This window comes from Sphingomonas sp. R86521, assembly GCF_042466235.1.
Classification (GTDB): domain Bacteria; phylum Pseudomonadota; class Alphaproteobacteria; order Sphingomonadales; family Sphingomonadaceae; genus Sphingomonas.
This window is the reverse complement of sequence record NZ_JAXHBY010000001.1, coordinates 1592034-1608354: the sequence shown is the minus strand read 5'-3', so window position 1 is coordinate 1608354 and position 16321 is coordinate 1592034. Positions and strand designations below refer to the sequence as shown.

The following is a 16321-nucleotide window of genomic DNA, read 5'->3' as shown; positions in this document are numbered from 1 at the left end:
ACCGCTGTTACCAGCGGTAATGCGAGAATGCACGGTTGGCCTCGGCCATACGGTGCGTGTCTTCGCGCTTCTTGACCGCGTTGCCGCGGTTGTTGGCGGCGTCCATCAGCTCGCCCGACAGCCGTGCGGCCATCGTGTTCTCGCTGCGGGCGCGTGCTGCGCCGATCAACCAGCGGATCGCCAGGGCCTGGGCACGCTCGGGACGCACTTCGACGGGGACCTGATAGGTCGCACCACCGACGCGACGCGAACGGACTTCGATGCCCGGCTTCACGTTGGTCAGCGCGTCGTGGAACACGCCGATCGGATCGCGCTTTGCGCGCTGCTCGACGGTTTCGAACGCACCGTACACGATCAGCTCTGCGACGGACTTCTTGCCGTCCAGCATGACGCTGTTCATGAACTTCGACAGAACCTCATCCCCGAACTTGGGATCAGGCAGGATGACCCGCTTTTCGGGACGACGACGACGTGCCATTTTGTATTCCTTCTAAACTTCAGCCTTGATGGGTCAGATACCTGCCCGGCTTACTTCGGACGCTTGGCGCCGTACTTGGAACGCGACTGACGCCGGTCCTTCACACCCTGTGTATCGAGCACGCCGCGCAGGACGTGGTAGCGAACACCGGGAAGATCGCGGACACGACCGCCACGGATCAGGACCACCGAGTGCTCCTGAAGATTGTGGCCCTCGCCCGGGATGTAGCTGATGACTTCGCGCTGGTTGGTCAGGCGAACCTTAGCCACCTTGCGCAGAGCCGAGTTCGGCTTCTTCGGGGTCGTCGTGTAGACGCGGGTGCAAACGCCGCGCTTCTGCGGGTTGGCTTCCATCGCAGGGACCTTGGACTTGGCCTTCTGCGGATCGCGGCCCTTGCGGACCAGCTGGTTGATCGTCGGCATTGAAGCCTTCACCTTTCAAATGGTTACTTTGCTGGAGCCATGGGCGCCTAGGAATACAAAAAGGACCATAGGAAGCGGTGACCGCACCCTTAGGCCCTGGAATGCATCCAGCAATGTTCAAGCATGTCCGGCAGGAACGGTCCTGTCGAGCAGCGCCGGCCTATACGCATCGACAGGTGTCCGGTCAACCGGGGGATCGGGCCGCCCTCATCAACCGCGCAAGATGCGTAACGGACAAGAGTTGTGCCGAGAAGTCGGATGGCGGCTTGCCCTGCCGCAAACTGCGCGCTAGGGGCGGCGGGCGCGGAGGAGTGTAGCTCAGTTGGTAGAGCATCGGTCTCCAAAACCGAGGGTCATGGGTTCGAGTCCCCTCACTCCTGCCACGTTCTGAAAGGCGCAGCGCGCCTCGGACGTGGCCTCAGCGCTTCCGCAGCTTTATACATCACCCGGTCGTTACCCTGCATGCGTTCGGTATGCGCGATGCGACACGGGAGACGACAATGCGATTCGTTCAGATCGAGATGCTGCCTGCGGGCAAGGCGCTAATCGACATCGACAAGCTGACCCATGCGGTGCCCGAGGGCGAGGGATCGCGGCTGTTCCTGGGGGCGCAGCATATCGACGTCCCGCATTCGCTGTCCGAGCTCGAGAACGTCCTGGCCGGTCGCGAGCGGACCGACGATGGCGAGAACAGCCGGGCCGGGTTCGGCGTTCGCTAGCGCCCTGGCCGCTTGGTGCCTCTTCGGTCGCGCGGCGCACGACCGAAGAGGCAGTCGTTTAGGACCAGCCTAGTTAGAACTGGTAGCCGATGCCGCCGCTTGCACCGACGGTGTCGCGCGAATCATAGGATCCGGCGAGCTTCACGACCGTGTGGCCGTCGTTGAACGCCTTCGAAAAGCCGAGCGCGACTGCCGAGCCGGTTCGATAGGTGCCGCCGCCGATCGCGATCATGCCCTTTCCAGCCTCATACGCCTGCGGCAGCCCCGCCGCTGCCAGCGCGTTGGCGGTCCCGGCATTGGCATCGCGCCGGACCTGACGCAGGTCGAAGTTCAGCGCCGACACCCGCGAGTCGGTATAATTGTTGGACTGTGCCACGGCCGAGTTGATGCCGGTGCCCAGCTGCATGACGTTGACCGCGTCCATCGGCGACGTGCCCGCCGCGACATTGTGGAGCGGGATCGCGCTGCCACCCGGGTTGATCGTCACGCCCGACCGTCCGCTGTCATACTGTACGGCGTTCTGGCCCAGCGTGAGCGCGGTGTTGGCGGTGTTCTGGACAGTCGTGACGGTCTGGTTGGTGGCATAGAGCTGCGCGCCGTTGACCGCGTCGGTCGAGTTCGCGGCCAGCGTACCCGCCGCGACGTTGTTGATCGCGACCGGCGCCGCCGCATTGCCGCCGACGAGCGTGACGACATTGGTGCGTACGCCGTTGACCGAGTTGTAGGTCACCGCGTTGGCCGTGACCTGTGCTAGCCCGGCGATCTGCCCGCCGTTGACCGCATCGGTCGACCCCGCCTGGATCAGCCCGTTGCCGACATTGTGCAGCACCACCGGCGCCGCTGCGGCACCGACCAGGGTCAGGTCGTTGGTCCGCACCCCGCCATTGGGCGTCGTCGGTGTGCCCGGATTGGAGAACTGCACCGGCCCGACCGCGCCGTTGGCGACAGTGTTGCCCAGGTTCGTGATCGCGGTGGTGTTGTTGGCGACCTGGACGTTGGTCGCGTTCAGCTGCGATCCGTTCACCGCGTCGGTCGAGGTCGGGCTGAGCGCGCCGGCCGCGACATTGGTGATCGTCGTGCCGCCCGCCCCCGCCAGCGTCACCCGGTCCCGCGTCGTGCCGTCGTATTTGACCGACGCGTCGCTGAGCGCCCCGACCTGTGCCGCGACTCCGGCAACCTGGCCGACGGTAGCCGCATCGCTAGCCGCGACGCCCGCTGCGACGTTCGTGAGCTGCCGTTCGGCACCGGGCGCGCCGATCGAGACCTCGCCGATCGCGTTCTGCAGGCCGGCCAGCCCCAGCGCGGCATAGCCGGTGGTCGCGCCGCGTACTGCGGCGGCACCGGCGCCCAGCGCAACACTATTGCCTGCGACCGCGTTCGCTTCGGGGCCGATCGCGATGCTGTCGGTGCCGCTGACGGTTGCGTCGGGGCGTGTCGACAACACGCGGAAGTAGCGGATGCCGGCGCCGCCGTTGACCGATGTGTTCACCTGATCGAACACCGACTGCAACGTGGTGTATTGCGCGCCGCCATAGGCGATCGACGCCGCCAGGCTGTTCGTCGTCGGGTTATAGGTCGTCAGCCCACCATAGCTGTTGGCGATGCTGGTACCGAGCCCGGCGAGTTGCCCGCCGTTGACGGCATCGGTCGACCCCGCCCCCAGCACGCCCGCCGCGACGTTATGGATGCCGACCGGCGCCGCGGCGGCACCGACCAGGGTGACGTCGTTCGACACAACACCGCCATTCGGCACCGTCGGCGTGCCCGCGTTCGCATAGCGCACCGGACCGATCGCGCCGTTGGTCACGTTGGTCGTCAGATTGGTGACGTTGCCGTTGGTCGCGAACAACTGGCTACCGTTCACCGCCTCGGTCGAGGTCGCACCCAGTGTGCCCGGCGCGAGATTGGCGAGGGTCGTACCTGCCGGCCCCGTTAGCGTGACCCGGTCATGCGCGACGCTGTCATAGAGCACGGCAGTGCCCGCGACGGCACCGACCTGCGCCGCGACGCCGGCCAGTTGCCCGACGTTGACCGCATCGGTTGCGGCAAGCCCTGCCGCCACGTTGGTCAATTGCCGCTCGGCACCCGCAGCCCCGATCGAGACCTCTCCCGCCGAGTTCTGCGGTGCGGCCAACCCGAGGACGGTATAGCCAGCTTGCGGCCCGCGTGCCGCGACGCTGCCGGCGCCCAGCGCGACGCCGTTAACGCCGGTCGACTGCGCGCCGGTCCCAAGCGCTACCGCCCCGGTCGCACCGGCGCCGACGCCGGATCGTGCGCCCAGCGCGATCGACCCAACCGCCGTCGCATCGGTCAGCGCGGCATTGCCGAACGCGATCGAGCTAGCCTCGCCCGCAAACGCCTCCTGCCCGGTCGCGCCAAGCCCGGTGATGCGATTGCCGCCGATCGCGATGCCCGCCGGCGTGCGCAACGTGAACGAATCCGCCTGGGTGTCGCAACGATCCGCCGCGCCGACGACGACGCCGTTCGCATTCAAGACCTGAAGCGTAATCGGATTTCCCGCCGCGGCATTCGCCAACAGTCCGGCGGCATCGATGCTGAGCGGCGGCACCAGCGGCAGCACGCCGCCGACCACGCCCAGGATCGGGTTCACGGTATTCTGTATCGGGGCGACCACGCCGGTGACGACGGAGGACATGATGTCGGTGACGACCGACCGCGGCAGACTGACACCCGAACACGCGCCGACGATGTTGGGCGGGGGCGCAACCTGCGCGAAGCCCGCTCCCGGCGTCAGCAAGGCGGCGGCGGCAGCAAGGCCGGCGAGCGACGCGCCAGCGCCAAGGCGCGCACGCGTAGAGGTCGAGGTGGAAGGCAGATAGACGACAGGGTCGACGATAAACTCAGACATGGCGGCATCCTTTCCCAGACTGCGGAGCTGCAGTTCGTTTTTCTGAGTTCAGCGATAGGCTCGAACTCGATGGGTCAAGGCTGGCCTTCAATCGATAACGAATAGTTACGACAAAAACATAGTTGTCGACCTGAAACAAATCTCACCGTCATCCGTTTTACTCATGAAATAACCAAAATGCTTCGTAATTGATCGTCGATACTGTTACATACCTAATCGGACACTTGTTATGCTGCACCGCAGCCACGCAACGCGGCATATATAGCGCACTGTTGTTCGAATTCAGGTTAGCCCGCGGGAGAAAGTCTTACGCAGGCGGCGGGCGGCCAGGGCGGGGCGAGAGAGAGGGCGATGGCATCAGGCGGACCGGCGGCGACGCATTGCAGCGAGGTTTGATATCGCCTAGGCGCTCACACGGCCGGCCAGGGCTTCAGAATTTTGCGATAAGGCCACCACGCCAGGCGATAACCTACCCACTTCGCGCGAGCCCGAACCTACGATTGCAGAAAACGCATTCATGGTTGCGCAACCAGCAATTGCCTTGTCCTCTGCTGCGACGCACAAGGACGACGCCTTTCAGGCATCCTCTCCTAAAAACTTTTACGGCCGGTCGCATGACCGGCCTTTTTTTTGCTCTGCTCAGGCGGTCGCCAACGCGCCGTCTTTTCGGTCCGTCCGAGTCGTTACCGACGGCGCGATCCGGCTCCCCTGCCCCCACCCTTGCTTTCACGTGGCAGCGAAGCTATCTGCCCGGACTTCCGACGGCCAGCCCGACCGCCTTCCCAGGCGATGCGGCTTGCCCTCCTTTCTCTCAACATGCGGGTGCGAAGAACATCGTGGCGAAAACGTCCCCACTCGAATTCATCCAGCAGGTCCGCACCGAGACCTCGAAGGTCACGTGGCCGACGCGGCGCGAGACGGTGATGACCGGCGTTATGGTGGTGATCATGACCACGATCCTCGCGGTGTTCTTCTTCGCGGTGGATTCGATCCTCCAGGCGATCGTCACCATGCTCCTGAAACTCGCTCAATAAGGTCCGCACATGGCGCGCTGGTACATCATTCACGCCTATTCGGGTTTCGAGGGCAAGGTTCGCGATTCGATCATGGCGGAGGCGACCCGGATGGGTCTCGAGCAGTTGGTCGAGCAGATCGAGGTCCCGACCGAGACGATCACCGAAGCCCGTCGCGGCAAGAAGATCGCGGTCGAGCGCAAGTTCATGCCGGGCTATGTGCTCGCCAAGCTGAACATGAACGACGACGTCTATCACCTCGTCAAGAACACGCCGAAGGTTACCGGCTTCCTGGGTAGCATGGGCAAGCCCCAGGCGATCAGCGAGGCGGAAGCCACGCGGATGCTGAATTCCAAGGAAGAAGCCGCCGCCGCACCGAAGCAGAAGATCAAGGTCGACTACGAGATCGGCGATTCGGTCAAGGTCCTGGACGGTCCGTTCGCGACCTTCACCGGGCTGGTCGAGGAGCTCGATTTCGACAAGTCGAAGGTCAAGGTTTCTGTGTCGATCTTCGGTCGCGCCACGCCGGTCGAGCTCGACTTCGAGCAGGTCGAGCGCTCGAAGTAAGTCGAAGGCTTGCGACCGCACGCGGATAGCAGCGCTATCTGCGTGTCGGGCGGGCCTTCGAGAAGCGAGGTCCGACGACGCGGGATTTAGTCACGCGACACCGCGATATGCCGATAGGCGAACCTTCGTTTCCTCGCCGGAACAAAACCATCCGCCGGCCATTACCCCCTTTCGGCGTACGCGCCGTTCCAAACAGGGGGTTTCCTATGAAGAAGACGATCGTTCTCGCACTCGCAGCTGGTCTCGCATCGCTGTCGGCCTGCAATTCCAGCCCGCGCGAAAACGCTGCGGACACCATCGAGTCGAACACCGAAGCAGTCGCCGACAATCTGGAAGACGCTGCCGACAACGCCTCCACCAAGGCTGGAGAGAACGCGCTTGAGAACAAGGCCGACGCGGTCCGTGCAACCGGCCAGAACCAGGCCGACGACATGCGCACGAACGATCCGGACACCAACCTGGCGAACGGTATCTGATCAGTCGCGAGAAACCGTGACGCGCTGCTCCCAAGCACGGCGCGTCCGGCGGGGCGTTCGAGGCAACTCGAGCGCCCTTTTTCGTATCTGACGGGTCGCGCATTGAACGGCGACGTCAGACCGTCCGGTTTGCGGCTATCAGCTACAAAGCCGTCCAGACGTTGGCGTTGATGAGGATGTCGTTGAGGGTCTCGGGCCAGACTTGATCGGCCGTGGTTTGAAGATCGGCCTGGCTCCACCAACGGTAGGCCACCATCACGTTACGCTCCACCTCGGTCCAATTGGCGTTGCAAACGATCCCGTCACTGTTTCGAACCAAAAAGTACCGCTCGTCGGCTTCGACCAACTCCCCCGTTGGCAGCGTGAAGGACGCGACGCGACGCGCAACTTGTGGGCCGGGGTTTTCGATAACGAGCCCAGTCTCCTCGAACGCTTCACGGACCGCGGCGTGTTCGAACGTCTCGCCGTCGTCGAGGCGGCCACCGGGAGTAGCCCAGAATACTTGTCCGGCAAGAACGCCCTGTTTGTGCTCGAAGCGAAACAGCAAGATACGATCGGCCGCGTCCAGAACCAGCACACGCGATGAAGGACGATGAAGCACGGTTTCGTATAATCGCGGACTAGCTTGCGCCACAAGCAACGATCGCCGCCGATGATCCTCCCGTAGGCCGACGACTTCAGGGTCTGGCCCCCGACGGCGCGCGCTCCGGCCTTACCGCGCTTTAGCCGCGTCGATGTCTGCGCCCCAAGGATCCTTCCTGGCGACCGCCTTGCCGTCCGCACCGAACTCCATCAGCTGGTCGCTGGCGCGCGCATAAGTGGGCCAGGCCGGCAGCCCGGCGCCGTTCGGATTGCCCGTCCTGGCGAAATTGACGAGGTAGCGGCTGATCGTCCTGCCGACTGCGATGTCCTTCGGCGTGGTCGCGTCGCCATATTTGATCTTGGTCGTGTCGAAGAAGAACGGGATGTCGGTGGCGTGCTGCGCGCCCGGCTTGCCGACCGAGTCCGCGACGTAGGAGAAGCGGTATTCCCAGACCGGCACGCCGCGGTCCGCGATCGCCGCCGATGCTTCGCGGGCGCCCGCGACCATGAAGCCCGTCTTGCCGCCCATGTCGGCATCGGTCGCGCCGATCACGATCGGCACGCGCGCGAACCGGTCGGCGGCATAGGCGTCGCCGATATTCACCACCACCTCGCCGTCGACGAACGGGCCGGTGTTGGTGACCGGACCGGGCTTGGGCCGGAACAACTGCATCATGCTCAGCCCGTCGGTGACCTGGTCCGCCGACAGCGCGCGCAGCTTGGCTAGCGCGTCCGGGGCAGCGGGATCGATGTTTTTCGAGCGGGCGAAATCGGCGCCGATCTGCTCGACATCGGCGAGCGTCTTCTTGTCCGACTGGCCGTTGCCGCCCGACATCACGAACGCCTTGGCGAACAGGCCGCGCGCGAGCGGCGATGTGTTCAGCATGTGCACCGACATGCCGCCCGCGCTTTCGCCGATGATCGTCACGTTCGACGGATCGCCGCCGAACGCCGCGATGTTGCGCTTGACCCATTCGAGCGCCGCGATCTGATCCATGATGCCGTAATTGCCGAGCCGGCCGCCATCGGCATTCTGCTTCGTCAGCGCCGGCAGCGCGAACGTGCCGAACCGGCCGACGCGGTAGTTGAAGCTGACGAACACCACGCCCTGCCTGGCGACTTTGGCGCCCGCATAGGTCGGCGGCGACGCCCCACCGTTGACGAACCCGCCGCCATAGATCCACACGATCACCGGCAGTTTCGCCGCTTTGGACGCCGCTGGCTTCCACACATTGGCGTACAGGCAATCCTCTGCCGGTTGCGTGCCGAGCGGCGCGGCGTCGCTGGGGAACGGCACCTGCATGCAGTCGTGCGCGTAGGCGCTCGCGTCGCGGATACCCTGCCATGCCGGCGCGGGTTGCGGAGCACGCCAGCGCAACGCTCCGATGGGGGCGGCGGCGAACGGAATACCCTTCCAGCTCGCGATGCCGTCGGCGAGCGTGCCTCGGACCTGCCCGCGGTCGGTGGCGATCACCGGTCCGGCAACGGTCTGGGCGGTGCCGGCTAGCGGCATTGCCAAGGCAACGGCGGCGGCGGTCGTCAGGAACAGGTGATACGATGTCATGGGATTAAGCTCCGTACGGACCGGTCTGGCCGAGATTGACCGGATCGGAAGGCTTTTGTCACCTGGAACGTGATGAGCGACCTAGAATGTCGGCGCCGTCGGGACAGGTCGGTCGAAAGTTTTGGATGGACGCGCGCACCGCGATGCGCATGAATACGCCCAACGGCATCGTTCAGGAATGCCGAGCCGCTCGTCGCAGCGGCAAATCGAACCAAGGGGGATGCCGACATGATGACGACACGTACCGGAGCCGCCGCGATCGGCACGCTGCTGATCCTGTCGAGCGCCGCGAGCGGAGCGATGCCCGCCGCCGCGCGGGCGCCCGTTGCTGCCGCAAAGACCGCGCAGCCGTGGATGAACGCGACGCTGGATGCGCCACGCCGCGTCGCGCTGCTGCTGCCGCAGATGACGCGCGCCGAAAAGCTGCTGCTGGTGCACGGCTATTTTGCGACCGACTTTCCGCCCAAGCAGTTCAAGGCGCCGGTCGAAGGGCGCAACGGATCGGCCGGCTATGTTCCGGGCGTGCCTCGGCTCGGCATTCCGGCGCAGTGGCAGGCCGACGCGGGGATCGGCGTCGCGACGCAGGGCGGCGCACCGCGCAAGCGCGAACGTACCGCGCTGCCGTCGAACATCGCGGTCGCAGCGACCTGGGACGTCGCGCTGGCGACCCGCGGCGGGGCGATGATCGGTGCGGAAGCGCGCGCGTCGGGCTTCAACGTGATGCTCGCGGGCGGCGTCAACCTGACGCGCGAACCGCGCAACGGCCGCAACTTCGAATATGGCGGCGAGGACCCGTTGCTCGCCGGCACGATGGTCGCGGCGCAGATCGCGGGGATCCAGTCGAACCACATCATCTCGACGATCAAGCATTACGCGATCAACGACCAGGAGACCGATCGCAACGCCGGTAATGCGGTGATCGACCGTGCCGCGGCGCGGATGTCGGACCTGCTCGCGTTCCAGTTCGCGATCGAGGCGTCGAACCCGGGGTCGGTGATGTGCGCCTACAACCGCGTCAACGGGCCGTTCTCGTGCGAGAACCCGTGGCTGCTCGGCGACGTGCTGCGCCGCGACTGGGGCTGGAACGGCTATGTGATGTCGGACTGGGGCGGCACCCATTCGACGCTGCCGGCGATCACCGCAGGCCTCGACCAGCAATCGGGCTATCCGTTCGACAAGGAGCCCTATTTCGCGGCCAACCTGGAAGCGGGGCTCGCGTCCGGTGCGGTCAAGGAAGCGCAGCTGGACCGGATGGTAGGGCACATCCTGTACGCGATGTTCGACCACGGCTTGTTCGATCATCCCGTGACCGCGGCGCCGATGGAGCTGCCCGATGCGATGCTGGCGGACCATGCCCGCGTCACTGCGCAGGCCGCGGCGCAGGGCATGGTGCTGCTGAAGAACGCCGGCGCCATCCTGCCGCTGTCTTCGTCGGTAAAGTCGATCGTCGTCATCGGCGGCCATGCCGACAAGGGCGTGCTGGCGGGCGGCGGATCGTCCCTGGTCTATCCGAAGGGGGGCAATGCCGTTCCCGGACTGCAGCCGGCGGTGTGGCCGGGCCCGGTCATGTATTATCCGTCTTCGCCGCTCGACGCGATCCGGCAGCAGGCGCCGAACGCGCGGATCACCTTCGTCGATGGCAGCGATCCGAGGGCCGCCGCCGCGCAAGCCCGTGGCGCAGACGTCGCGATCGTGTTCGCCACACAGTGGGCGGGCGAGGCATTCGATGTCTCGCTGACGCTGCCCGATGGCCAGGACGACCTGATCCGCGACGTCGCCGCGGCCAATCCGCGCACCGTCGTGGTGATCGAGTCCGGCGGCGCGGTGCTAACGCCGTGGAGCGGTAGCGTCGCGGGTATCCTCGCTGCCTGGTTCCCGGGAACCGCAGGGGGCGCGGCGATTGCCGATGTCCTGTTCGGTCGCATCAATCCGTCGGGCCACCTGCCGATCAGCTTCCCCGCCAGCGTCGACCAGCTACCCCGCCCGGCCGCGCCCACGCCCGGCGACGTGACCTATTCGGAGGGTGCCGCGGTCGGCTACAAATGGTTCGATCGACAGCGCCAGCGTCCGGCCTTCGCGTTCGGGCACGGCCTGTCCTACACCAGTTTCGGCTATGACCGGTTGAGGGCAACGACCGACGGCGACGGCGTCCGCGCCAGCTTCACGGTGCGCAACACCGGCAAGGTCGCGGGGAAGGCCGTCGCGCAGATCTATGTCGCCGGTGAAGGCTGGGAAGCGCCCAAGCGGCTCGGTGGGTTCGCGCTGGCCGACCTGGCACCCGCAGCCTCCTCCGCGATGACCGTGCAGATCGATCCGCGCCTGTTCGCCACCTTCGACGAAGCCGCGCGCGCGTGGCGCATCGCCGGCGGAACCTACCGCGTGATGCTGGGCGGAGCGTCGGACGCGCTTGATCAGACCGTGACGATCACCCTGCCCGCCCGCACGCTGCCCGCCGGCTGGCACCCGAAAGCACCGTCGCCGCGGTAAAGGGGTCAGCGGCTATTCGGCGACGCGCGCGCAGTTCCGGCCGGCAGCCTTGGCGGCGTAGAGCATCGTGTCGGCCTGCTTCAGCCACGCCGGGAACGACGTGACGTCGGGGGCAAGAGTCGCCGCGCCGAAGCTCGCGGTGACGTGCAGCGTCGCCGCATCGTCGAGCGCGATCGGCTTTTCCGCGATGACGTGACGCAGCCGCTCGATCGCCGCGACCGCTTCGTCGCCCGCGGTCTCGGGCAAGAGGATCGCGAATTCCTCGCCCCCCAGGCGCCCGAGCACATCGCAGGGGCGAAGCGCGCCGCCGACCGCGTTGGCGAGCTGCTGCAGCACCCAGTCGCCCGCCGCGTGGCCGTGCGTGTCGTTGACCCGCTTGAAGTGGTCGAGGTCGAGCATCACAAGCGTGCTGGGGCGACCGTAACGCCGGGCGCGTGCGATCTCGCGTTCGGCCTGTTCGACGAAGCCGCGACGGGTAAGCGCGCCGGTGAGGTGATCGACCTGTGCGATCATCCGCAGTTCGAGCTCATCGCAGACGATGTTGGCGAAATTCGCCAGGATCGCGATGTCCGCCGGGCTGAAGCGACGCGGCCGCGTGTCCATCGCGCACAGCGAGCCGATATTGTACCCCTCGGGCGTCCGCAGCGGAATGCCCGCATAGCTTTTGATATGCGGCGGTCCCGCCACCAGCAGGCTGCCGGCAAAGCGCGGATCGAGATCGGCATTCTCGACGATCAGCGGGTCGCGCTGCTGGATGGTATGCGTGCAGAACGACACCGAGCGCGGCGTCTGGTCCGTTTCCAGCCCGCGCTTCGCTTTGAACCATTGGCGGTCGCGGTCGACCAGCGTCACCGTCGCGATCGGTACCGCGAGCACGGTACGGACAAGCGTGACGATCTTTTCGAACGGCTCCTCGACCGCGGTATCGAGCACGTCGAGGCGTTGCAGCGCAGCGATCCGCGCGGATTCGTCGTGCAGCAGCGGATCAAACATTGCGCGCTCCCAACATCATGCCGCGGATCACCGTAGTGAGTTCGTCGGCATAGCTGTCGACCAGCGTACGCACGCTCGACTCGATCGTGCTGCCCTCGACTCCGGCGGCGCGCATGCTGGTGATGAGCGCGCTCAGATGGGCTTGGTGACGCTGTACGCTGGCAAGCAGTTCCACTGGAATTTCGAGCGGCTCGGCATCCGTCGGTGCCGGTTCAAGTTGGTCGATCCGCATTACGCACCCTGAAGACTTTGGATGGCCAGACGCTAGCGCCGAAAGCTTAACGGGAAGGAAAGCACGTCGATGAACGTCTAGCGTGCCGACGCGAAAACCCCATAGCGTTCGCGCCAGGCGGCGACTTCGTCCTGAAGGTGCCCGGGCGCGGGATCGCCCGAGATCACCAGGCGGGCGATTTCGGCATCGGGATGCATCAGCATTTTCCGCGCGCCGTCGCTGAACCACACCGGGACCAACTGATCGCACAGGCTGTCGAGGACGGTCGCAGCCAGGCCATTCGCGATCGCGTCGCTGCCCGCAAGCAGCCGGATATTGATCGAGACGCCCTCGAGGCAGTTCTGCGGGGTATCGACGAAATTGATCGATACGAGCAGGCCTGAGCGGTCGGGTCGCGCCTCGTCCGGCAGGCTGGCGACCCGTCGCCAAGCACAGAACCAGGTTCGGCAGATACGGGGACGGACCGGGTGGATACCGCATCCCTGTCCGCTCAGGTGGATGCACGGCGTGCCAGCGGGCTTGGCGAAGTCCGGCGTATCGACGGTGAGTTCGGTGCAGCACGCCGTGCAATCGCCGCAGCTGCGATCCGCGAGGACCGGCCCCAACAGCGCCGTTTCGAGGTCGGTCTCAGCCTGCATCAGCGCCCGGTGTTCTCATCCAACGAGCCCACGGATCAGTTTCCGTCGGCATCCACGGTGAAGATCATCGGCTTGCCACGCGACACCGGCTCCCAGCCTGCCAGCAGCGCCGCCCGCACACCGCGCGCGAGCGTGGCATCGTCGATCTGCAACCGCCCGCGCGGCAGCCCCTTCAACAGCCGCTTGGGCGCGGGGAATTCCAGCAGCGCTTCACGCTTTGTATCGTGCTCGAGCAAGGCGATCGCCATGCCCTTCCAGCCTTCGTCGTCGGTCAATTGCGGCTCGCGCTGCAGCCGCCAGTCATAGGTGATGCCATCGACGACGATGGTGCCGGTAGTGCTTTTGATGTTCGCCATGCACGCTGCCCTAGCATGGCCGCGGCGCGTTACCAGCGTCGCAGTCTTAAGATCCCGAGGGCGTTATCGTTGATCTTCAGCCAAACTCCGCGACGTATCGCCAGAGTGGTGACCCCTACGGGAATCGAACCCGTGCTTCAGCCGTGAAAGGGCCGCGTCCTAACCGCTAGACGAAGGGGCCTGCGTGGTGGGAGGCCGACTAAGGCCCGGGCGGCCAAGCGTCAAGCGTTCAATCCGCCCAGGCCGCATCTTCGAGGTGAAGTTCGGCTGCGGGGCGCGACGACCAGTCGTCGATCTTCGCACGGCCCGCCAGCCACAGCTTGCGGTGCGGCGGTGCGCCGAGCAGCGCCTGGCCGAGCGGCGTCTCGGCGGCGCGGAACGCCATCGCCTTGATGCTGCGGCCGTCGTCGCCCGCCACCACGGTGCGGACATGGCCGTTGCCGACGATATCCGCCTTGATCACGCGCACCGGCCCCATCGCGACGCGTGGCGCGGGCCAGCCCATGCCGTACGGGCCGCCCGCCTCCATCGATTCGACGAGGCCGGGGTTGACACCCCCCGCCGCCAGCACCGCGTCGAGCAGCAGCGCACGGTCGCCATTGGAGCGATCGACCCCGGCGGCGAGCCGTTCCTCGAGGAAGTCGGCAAACGCCGGGATCGCGCTTTCGGCGATGGTGAGGCCCGCCGCCATCGCATGCCCGCCGCCCGCGACGAGCAGCCCGTGTTCCTTCGCCGCCATAACCGCCGCGCCCAGATCGACGCCCGAGATCGATCGGCCCGACCCCTTGCCGACGCCGTTCTCGTCGATTGCGATGACGATCGCGGGGCGGCCGAGTTTTTCCTTCAAGCGTCCCGCGACGATGCCGATCACGCCGGCGTGCCAGCCATGCCCGGCGACGACCGCGACGCGGCGGTCGGTGGACGTCAGCAGGTCGGCCGCCTCCTGGACGCCGGTCTCGATCATCCGACGCTCCTCGTTCAGCCGGTCGAGTTCGGTGGCGATGGCGCGTGCTTCGTCGGGGTCGCGCGTGGTCAGCAGGCGCACGCCGAGATCTGCACGCCCGACCCGTCCGCCGGCATTGATCCGCGGCCCAAGCGCGAAGCCGAGGTCGGTGCAGGTCGGGCTGCGGGTCAGCCGCGACGCCTCGATCAGCGCGGCGACGCCGATGTTGCGGCGCTGTGCCATCACCTTCAGCCCCTGCGCCACGAACGCGCGATTGAGCCCGCGCAACTGCGCGACATCGGCGACGGTGCCGAGCGCGACGATGTCGAGCAGGTCGATCAGCTTCGGTTCGGGCCGGCTGGCGAAATAGCCGCGCGTGCGCAACGTGCGGACCAGCGCGGCGGCGGCGAGGAAGCACATCCCGACTGCGGCAAGATGCCCGTGCGCCGCGCCTTCGCCCTCGTCGAGCCGGTTGGGGTTCACGACCGCCAGCGCGGGCGGCAGTTCGGCCGAGCATTTGTGGTGGTCGATGACGATCACGTCGACGCCCGCGTCACGCGCGGTGCCCAGCGCCTCGAACGCCTGCGCGCCGCAATCGACCGTGACGATCAGCGTCGCGCCCTCGGCCGCGAGGCGGGTCAGCGCGGCGCCCGACGGGCCGTAACCCTCGAGCATGCGGTCGGGGATATAGGGTCGCGCCTCTATACCGAGATCGCGGAGCACCAGCACCATCAGCGCCGCGGAGGTGGCGCCGTCGACGTCGTAATCGCCAAAGATCGCGACCTGCTCGCCGGCCTGTACCGCGTCGGCGAGGCGTCCGGCGGCGCGGTCCATGTCGCGGAAGATCGAGGGGTCGGGCATGAAGCTGCGGATCGAGGGGGTGCGATGCGCATCGAGGTCGTCGCGCGGGCAGCCGCGGGCGAGCAGCAGCTGGGTGACGAGATCGTCGCCGCTGAACCCGTCGCGCTGATCCGCCGCCAGCGCACGCCAGCGCCAGGGTTGGCCGAGGATCGAAGAGCTTACGCCGAGTACGTTCATCAGAGGGAGGTAGGGCTTGGCGCGGGATTGTCGAGCGGAAGGCGCCACAACCACGCCGTCATCCCGGGCTTGTCCCGGGATCCAGAGCCCCGAACGCCGTACTCCGTAACCCTGGATCCCGGGACGGGCCCGGGATGACGGACGATATTACGCATGGTGCTACGCGGGCGCGGCCGCGGCTATTTGATCCAGGGCCGCTCGCGAAACCACTTCGTCACGATGTACTTCGTCCCCTCGACCACCGGCATGCCCTCGTGCAGCGTCAACCGGTTCGGGCTGCCGTCGCGGTTCATGTTGTTCCAGGCCAGCAGCAGGCCCCGTTTGGGCGCGATCTTGATGCCGGCCTGCGGAAACCACGTCGCGCCGCCCTCGGGGACGTCGTTCAGGTACACCATCGCGGTCCAGGTGCGTTGGCCGCCCTGTTCCTGCATCTTGTCCCAATAGCTTTCGGATTCGTGGAAATAATCATGGTGCGCGCGGAATTGCTGGCCGGGGGCATAGCGCTGGCCCTGCATCGTCTCGCCGTGGAACAGGTCGATGCCGAGCAGCGTCGCGATCGCTTCGTCTGTCGGCTGGACGTCGGGCGACCAGCGATCCATGTCGCAGCTCTCGCTGGTGCGGAAACTGCTGTTGGGGCGATCGGACAACAGGGTAGACGGCCGCCGCTTCGAATCGATGATCGCTATCAGCCGCTTGCAGGTCGCGGCGTCGAGGAAGTCGTTGTGGTAATAGAATTGCGCGGTGTCCATCGCGACGCGTTGCACCGCGGGATTGGCGTCCAGACGTGCACCGACTTCGGACCCCGCGGCCTGGCGGAGCGCGGCGGCGGGATCGGGCTTTGGCTTGGCTTTGGTGAAGATACCCATCGCCCGAATGTGCCGACGCGCGCGCGAAACGCAAGGGGCCCGGCAGCCTGCGCCGCCGAGCCCCTCCCCTGTTACCCG

Annotated in this window: 16 protein-coding genes and 2 tRNA genes; 6 read left to right on the top strand and 12 right to left on the bottom strand. The window is 66.3% G+C overall.

The annotated features are described in order from the left end of the window. Positions 1-7: 7 nt before the first annotated feature. Together rpsG and rpsL are read right to left on the bottom strand one after the other, a co-directional pair. Positions 8-478 carry a 30S ribosomal protein S7 gene (gene rpsG, locus SJY20_RS07495; protein ID WP_380786041.1) on the bottom strand — a complete coding sequence of 157 codons (471 nt, stop codon included), beginning with the start codon at positions 476-478 and terminating at the stop codon, positions 8-10. A gap of 50 nt (positions 479-528) precedes the next feature. Next, positions 529-900 (bottom strand): 30S ribosomal protein S12, encoded by a 372-nt coding sequence (rpsL, locus tag SJY20_RS07490; protein ID WP_010164594.1) that lies wholly within the window; start codon positions 898-900, stop codon positions 529-531. 307 nt (positions 901-1207) lie between these two features. Between rpsL and SJY20_RS07485 the strand changes: the two genes are divergently transcribed. Then, positions 1208-1283: transfer RNA gene (locus SJY20_RS07485), tRNA-Trp, on the top strand. A 117-nt stretch (positions 1284-1400) separates the two neighbouring features. Beyond that, entirely contained in the window at positions 1401-1619 is a 219-nt protein-coding gene (locus tag SJY20_RS07480; protein ID WP_380786039.1) for a hypothetical protein, read from the top strand. 73 nt (positions 1620-1692) lie between these two features. Here the strand turns inward: SJY20_RS07480 and SJY20_RS07475 are convergent, their stop codons facing one another. Further along, positions 1693-4488, bottom strand: a complete 2796-nt coding sequence (locus SJY20_RS07475) for a YadA family autotransporter adhesin (RefSeq protein WP_380786038.1) — start codon at positions 4486-4488, stop codon at positions 1693-1695. An 836-nt stretch (positions 4489-5324) separates the two neighbouring features. Between SJY20_RS07475 and secE the strand changes: the two genes are divergently transcribed. The 3 genes from secE to SJY20_RS07460 all read left to right on the top strand — a co-directional run bounded on the left by secE (position 5325) and on the right by SJY20_RS07460 (position 6544). Further along, positions 5325-5522, top strand: a complete 198-nt coding sequence (gene secE, locus SJY20_RS07470; RefSeq protein WP_380786037.1) for a preprotein translocase subunit SecE — start codon at positions 5325-5327, stop codon at positions 5520-5522. 9 nt (positions 5523-5531) lie between these two features. Further along, complete coding sequence (gene nusG, locus SJY20_RS07465) at positions 5532-6068, top strand: transcription termination/antitermination protein NusG (RefSeq protein WP_380786035.1); 537 nt, start codon at positions 5532-5534, stop codon at positions 6066-6068. Positions 6069-6274: 206 nt separating this feature from the next. Then, complete coding sequence (locus SJY20_RS07460; protein WP_380786034.1) at positions 6275-6544, top strand: hypothetical protein; 270 nt, start codon at positions 6275-6277, stop codon at positions 6542-6544. Positions 6545-6686: 142 nt separating this feature from the next. Here SJY20_RS07460 and SJY20_RS07455 read toward each other — a convergent pair whose 3' ends face one another. Both SJY20_RS07455 and SJY20_RS07450 read right to left on the bottom strand, forming a co-directional pair. Beyond that, the gene (locus SJY20_RS07455; RefSeq protein ID WP_380786032.1) at positions 6687-7145 is read right to left on the bottom strand and encodes an NUDIX hydrolase; all 459 of its coding nucleotides are present in this window, start codon (positions 7143-7145) and stop codon (positions 6687-6689) included. Between the two features lie 111 nt (positions 7146-7256). Further along, positions 7257-8690 (bottom strand): carboxylesterase/lipase family protein, encoded by a 1434-nt coding sequence (locus SJY20_RS07450; protein ID WP_380786031.1) that lies wholly within the window; start codon positions 8688-8690, stop codon positions 7257-7259. Between the two features lie 228 nt (positions 8691-8918). Here SJY20_RS07450 and SJY20_RS07445 point away from each other — a divergent pair, with 228 nt between their 5' ends. Continuing rightward, positions 8919-11177, top strand: coding sequence for a beta-glucosidase (locus tag SJY20_RS07445; RefSeq protein ID WP_380786030.1), 2259 nt, complete (start codon positions 8919-8921; stop codon positions 11175-11177). A gap of 12 nt (positions 11178-11189) precedes the next feature. On the opposite strand, the gene SJY20_RS07440 is transcribed toward SJY20_RS07445, so the two are convergent. The 7 genes from SJY20_RS07440 to SJY20_RS07410 form a co-directional block, all read right to left on the bottom strand. Further along, complete coding sequence (locus SJY20_RS07440) at positions 11190-12170, bottom strand: diguanylate cyclase (RefSeq protein ID WP_380786029.1); 981 nt, start codon at positions 12168-12170, stop codon at positions 11190-11192. Further along, positions 12163-12402 carry a hypothetical protein gene (locus tag SJY20_RS07435; RefSeq protein ID WP_380786027.1) on the bottom strand — a complete coding sequence of 80 codons (240 nt, stop codon included), beginning with the start codon at positions 12400-12402 and terminating at the stop codon, positions 12163-12165. The genes SJY20_RS07440 and SJY20_RS07435 overlap by 8 nt, the downstream gene beginning before the upstream one ends. Positions 12403-12479: 77 nt before the next feature. Next, a complete protein-coding gene (locus SJY20_RS07430) occupies positions 12480-13040 on the bottom strand; it encodes a YkgJ family cysteine cluster protein (protein ID WP_380786026.1) in 561 nt (186 codons plus the stop codon). A gap of 35 nt (positions 13041-13075) precedes the next feature. Further along, the gene (locus SJY20_RS07425; protein WP_380786025.1) at positions 13076-13396 is read right to left on the bottom strand and encodes a hypothetical protein; all 321 of its coding nucleotides are present in this window, start codon (positions 13394-13396) and stop codon (positions 13076-13078) included. 106 nt (positions 13397-13502) lie between these two features. Beyond that, a tRNA-Glu gene (locus tag SJY20_RS07420) sits at positions 13503-13577 on the bottom strand. Positions 13578-13625: 48 nt separating this feature from the next. Next, complete coding sequence (recJ, locus tag SJY20_RS07415; RefSeq protein WP_380786024.1) at positions 13626-15377, bottom strand: single-stranded-DNA-specific exonuclease RecJ; 1752 nt, start codon at positions 15375-15377, stop codon at positions 13626-13628. Positions 15378-15556: 179 nt separating this feature from the next. After that, complete coding sequence (locus SJY20_RS07410; protein WP_380786023.1) at positions 15557-16243, bottom strand: prolyl hydroxylase family protein; 687 nt, start codon at positions 16241-16243, stop codon at positions 15557-15559. Between the last annotated feature and the right edge of the window lie 78 nt (positions 16244-16321).

Coding starts and splice junctions, on each gene's coding strand:
- rpsG (WP_380786041.1), bottom strand. CDS start 478: ATGGCACGTCGTCGTCGTCCCGAAAAGCGGGTCATCCTGCCTGATCCC.
- rpsL (WP_010164594.1), bottom strand. CDS start 900: ATGCCGACGATCAACCAGCTGGTCCGCAAGGGCCGCGATCCGCAGAAG.
- SJY20_RS07480 (WP_380786039.1), top strand. CDS start 1,401: ATGCGATTCGTTCAGATCGAGATGCTGCCTGCGGGCAAGGCGCTAATC.
- SJY20_RS07475 (WP_380786038.1), bottom strand. CDS start 4,488: ATGTCTGAGTTTATCGTCGACCCTGTCGTCTATCTGCCTTCCACCTCG.
- nusG (WP_380786035.1), top strand. CDS start 5,532: ATGGCGCGCTGGTACATCATTCACGCCTATTCGGGTTTCGAGGGCAAG.
- SJY20_RS07460 (WP_380786034.1), top strand. CDS start 6,275: ATGAAGAAGACGATCGTTCTCGCACTCGCAGCTGGTCTCGCATCGCTG.
- SJY20_RS07450 (WP_380786031.1), bottom strand. CDS start 8,690: ATGACATCGTATCACCTGTTCCTGACGACCGCCGCCGCCGTTGCCTTG.
- SJY20_RS07445 (WP_380786030.1), top strand. CDS start 8,919: ATGATGACGACACGTACCGGAGCCGCCGCGATCGGCACGCTGCTGATC.
- SJY20_RS07440 (WP_380786029.1), bottom strand. CDS start 12,170: ATGTTTGATCCGCTGCTGCACGACGAATCCGCGCGGATCGCTGCGCTG.
- SJY20_RS07435 (WP_380786027.1), bottom strand. CDS start 12,402: ATGCGGATCGACCAACTTGAACCGGCACCGACGGATGCCGAGCCGCTC.
- SJY20_RS07430 (WP_380786026.1), bottom strand. CDS start 13,040: ATGCAGGCTGAGACCGACCTCGAAACGGCGCTGTTGGGGCCGGTCCTC.
- SJY20_RS07425 (WP_380786025.1), bottom strand. CDS start 13,396: ATGGCGAACATCAAAAGCACTACCGGCACCATCGTCGTCGATGGCATC.
- recJ (WP_380786024.1), bottom strand. CDS start 15,377: ATGAACGTACTCGGCGTAAGCTCTTCGATCCTCGGCCAACCCTGGCGC.
- SJY20_RS07410 (WP_380786023.1), bottom strand. CDS start 16,243: ATGGGTATCTTCACCAAAGCCAAGCCAAAGCCCGATCCCGCCGCCGCG.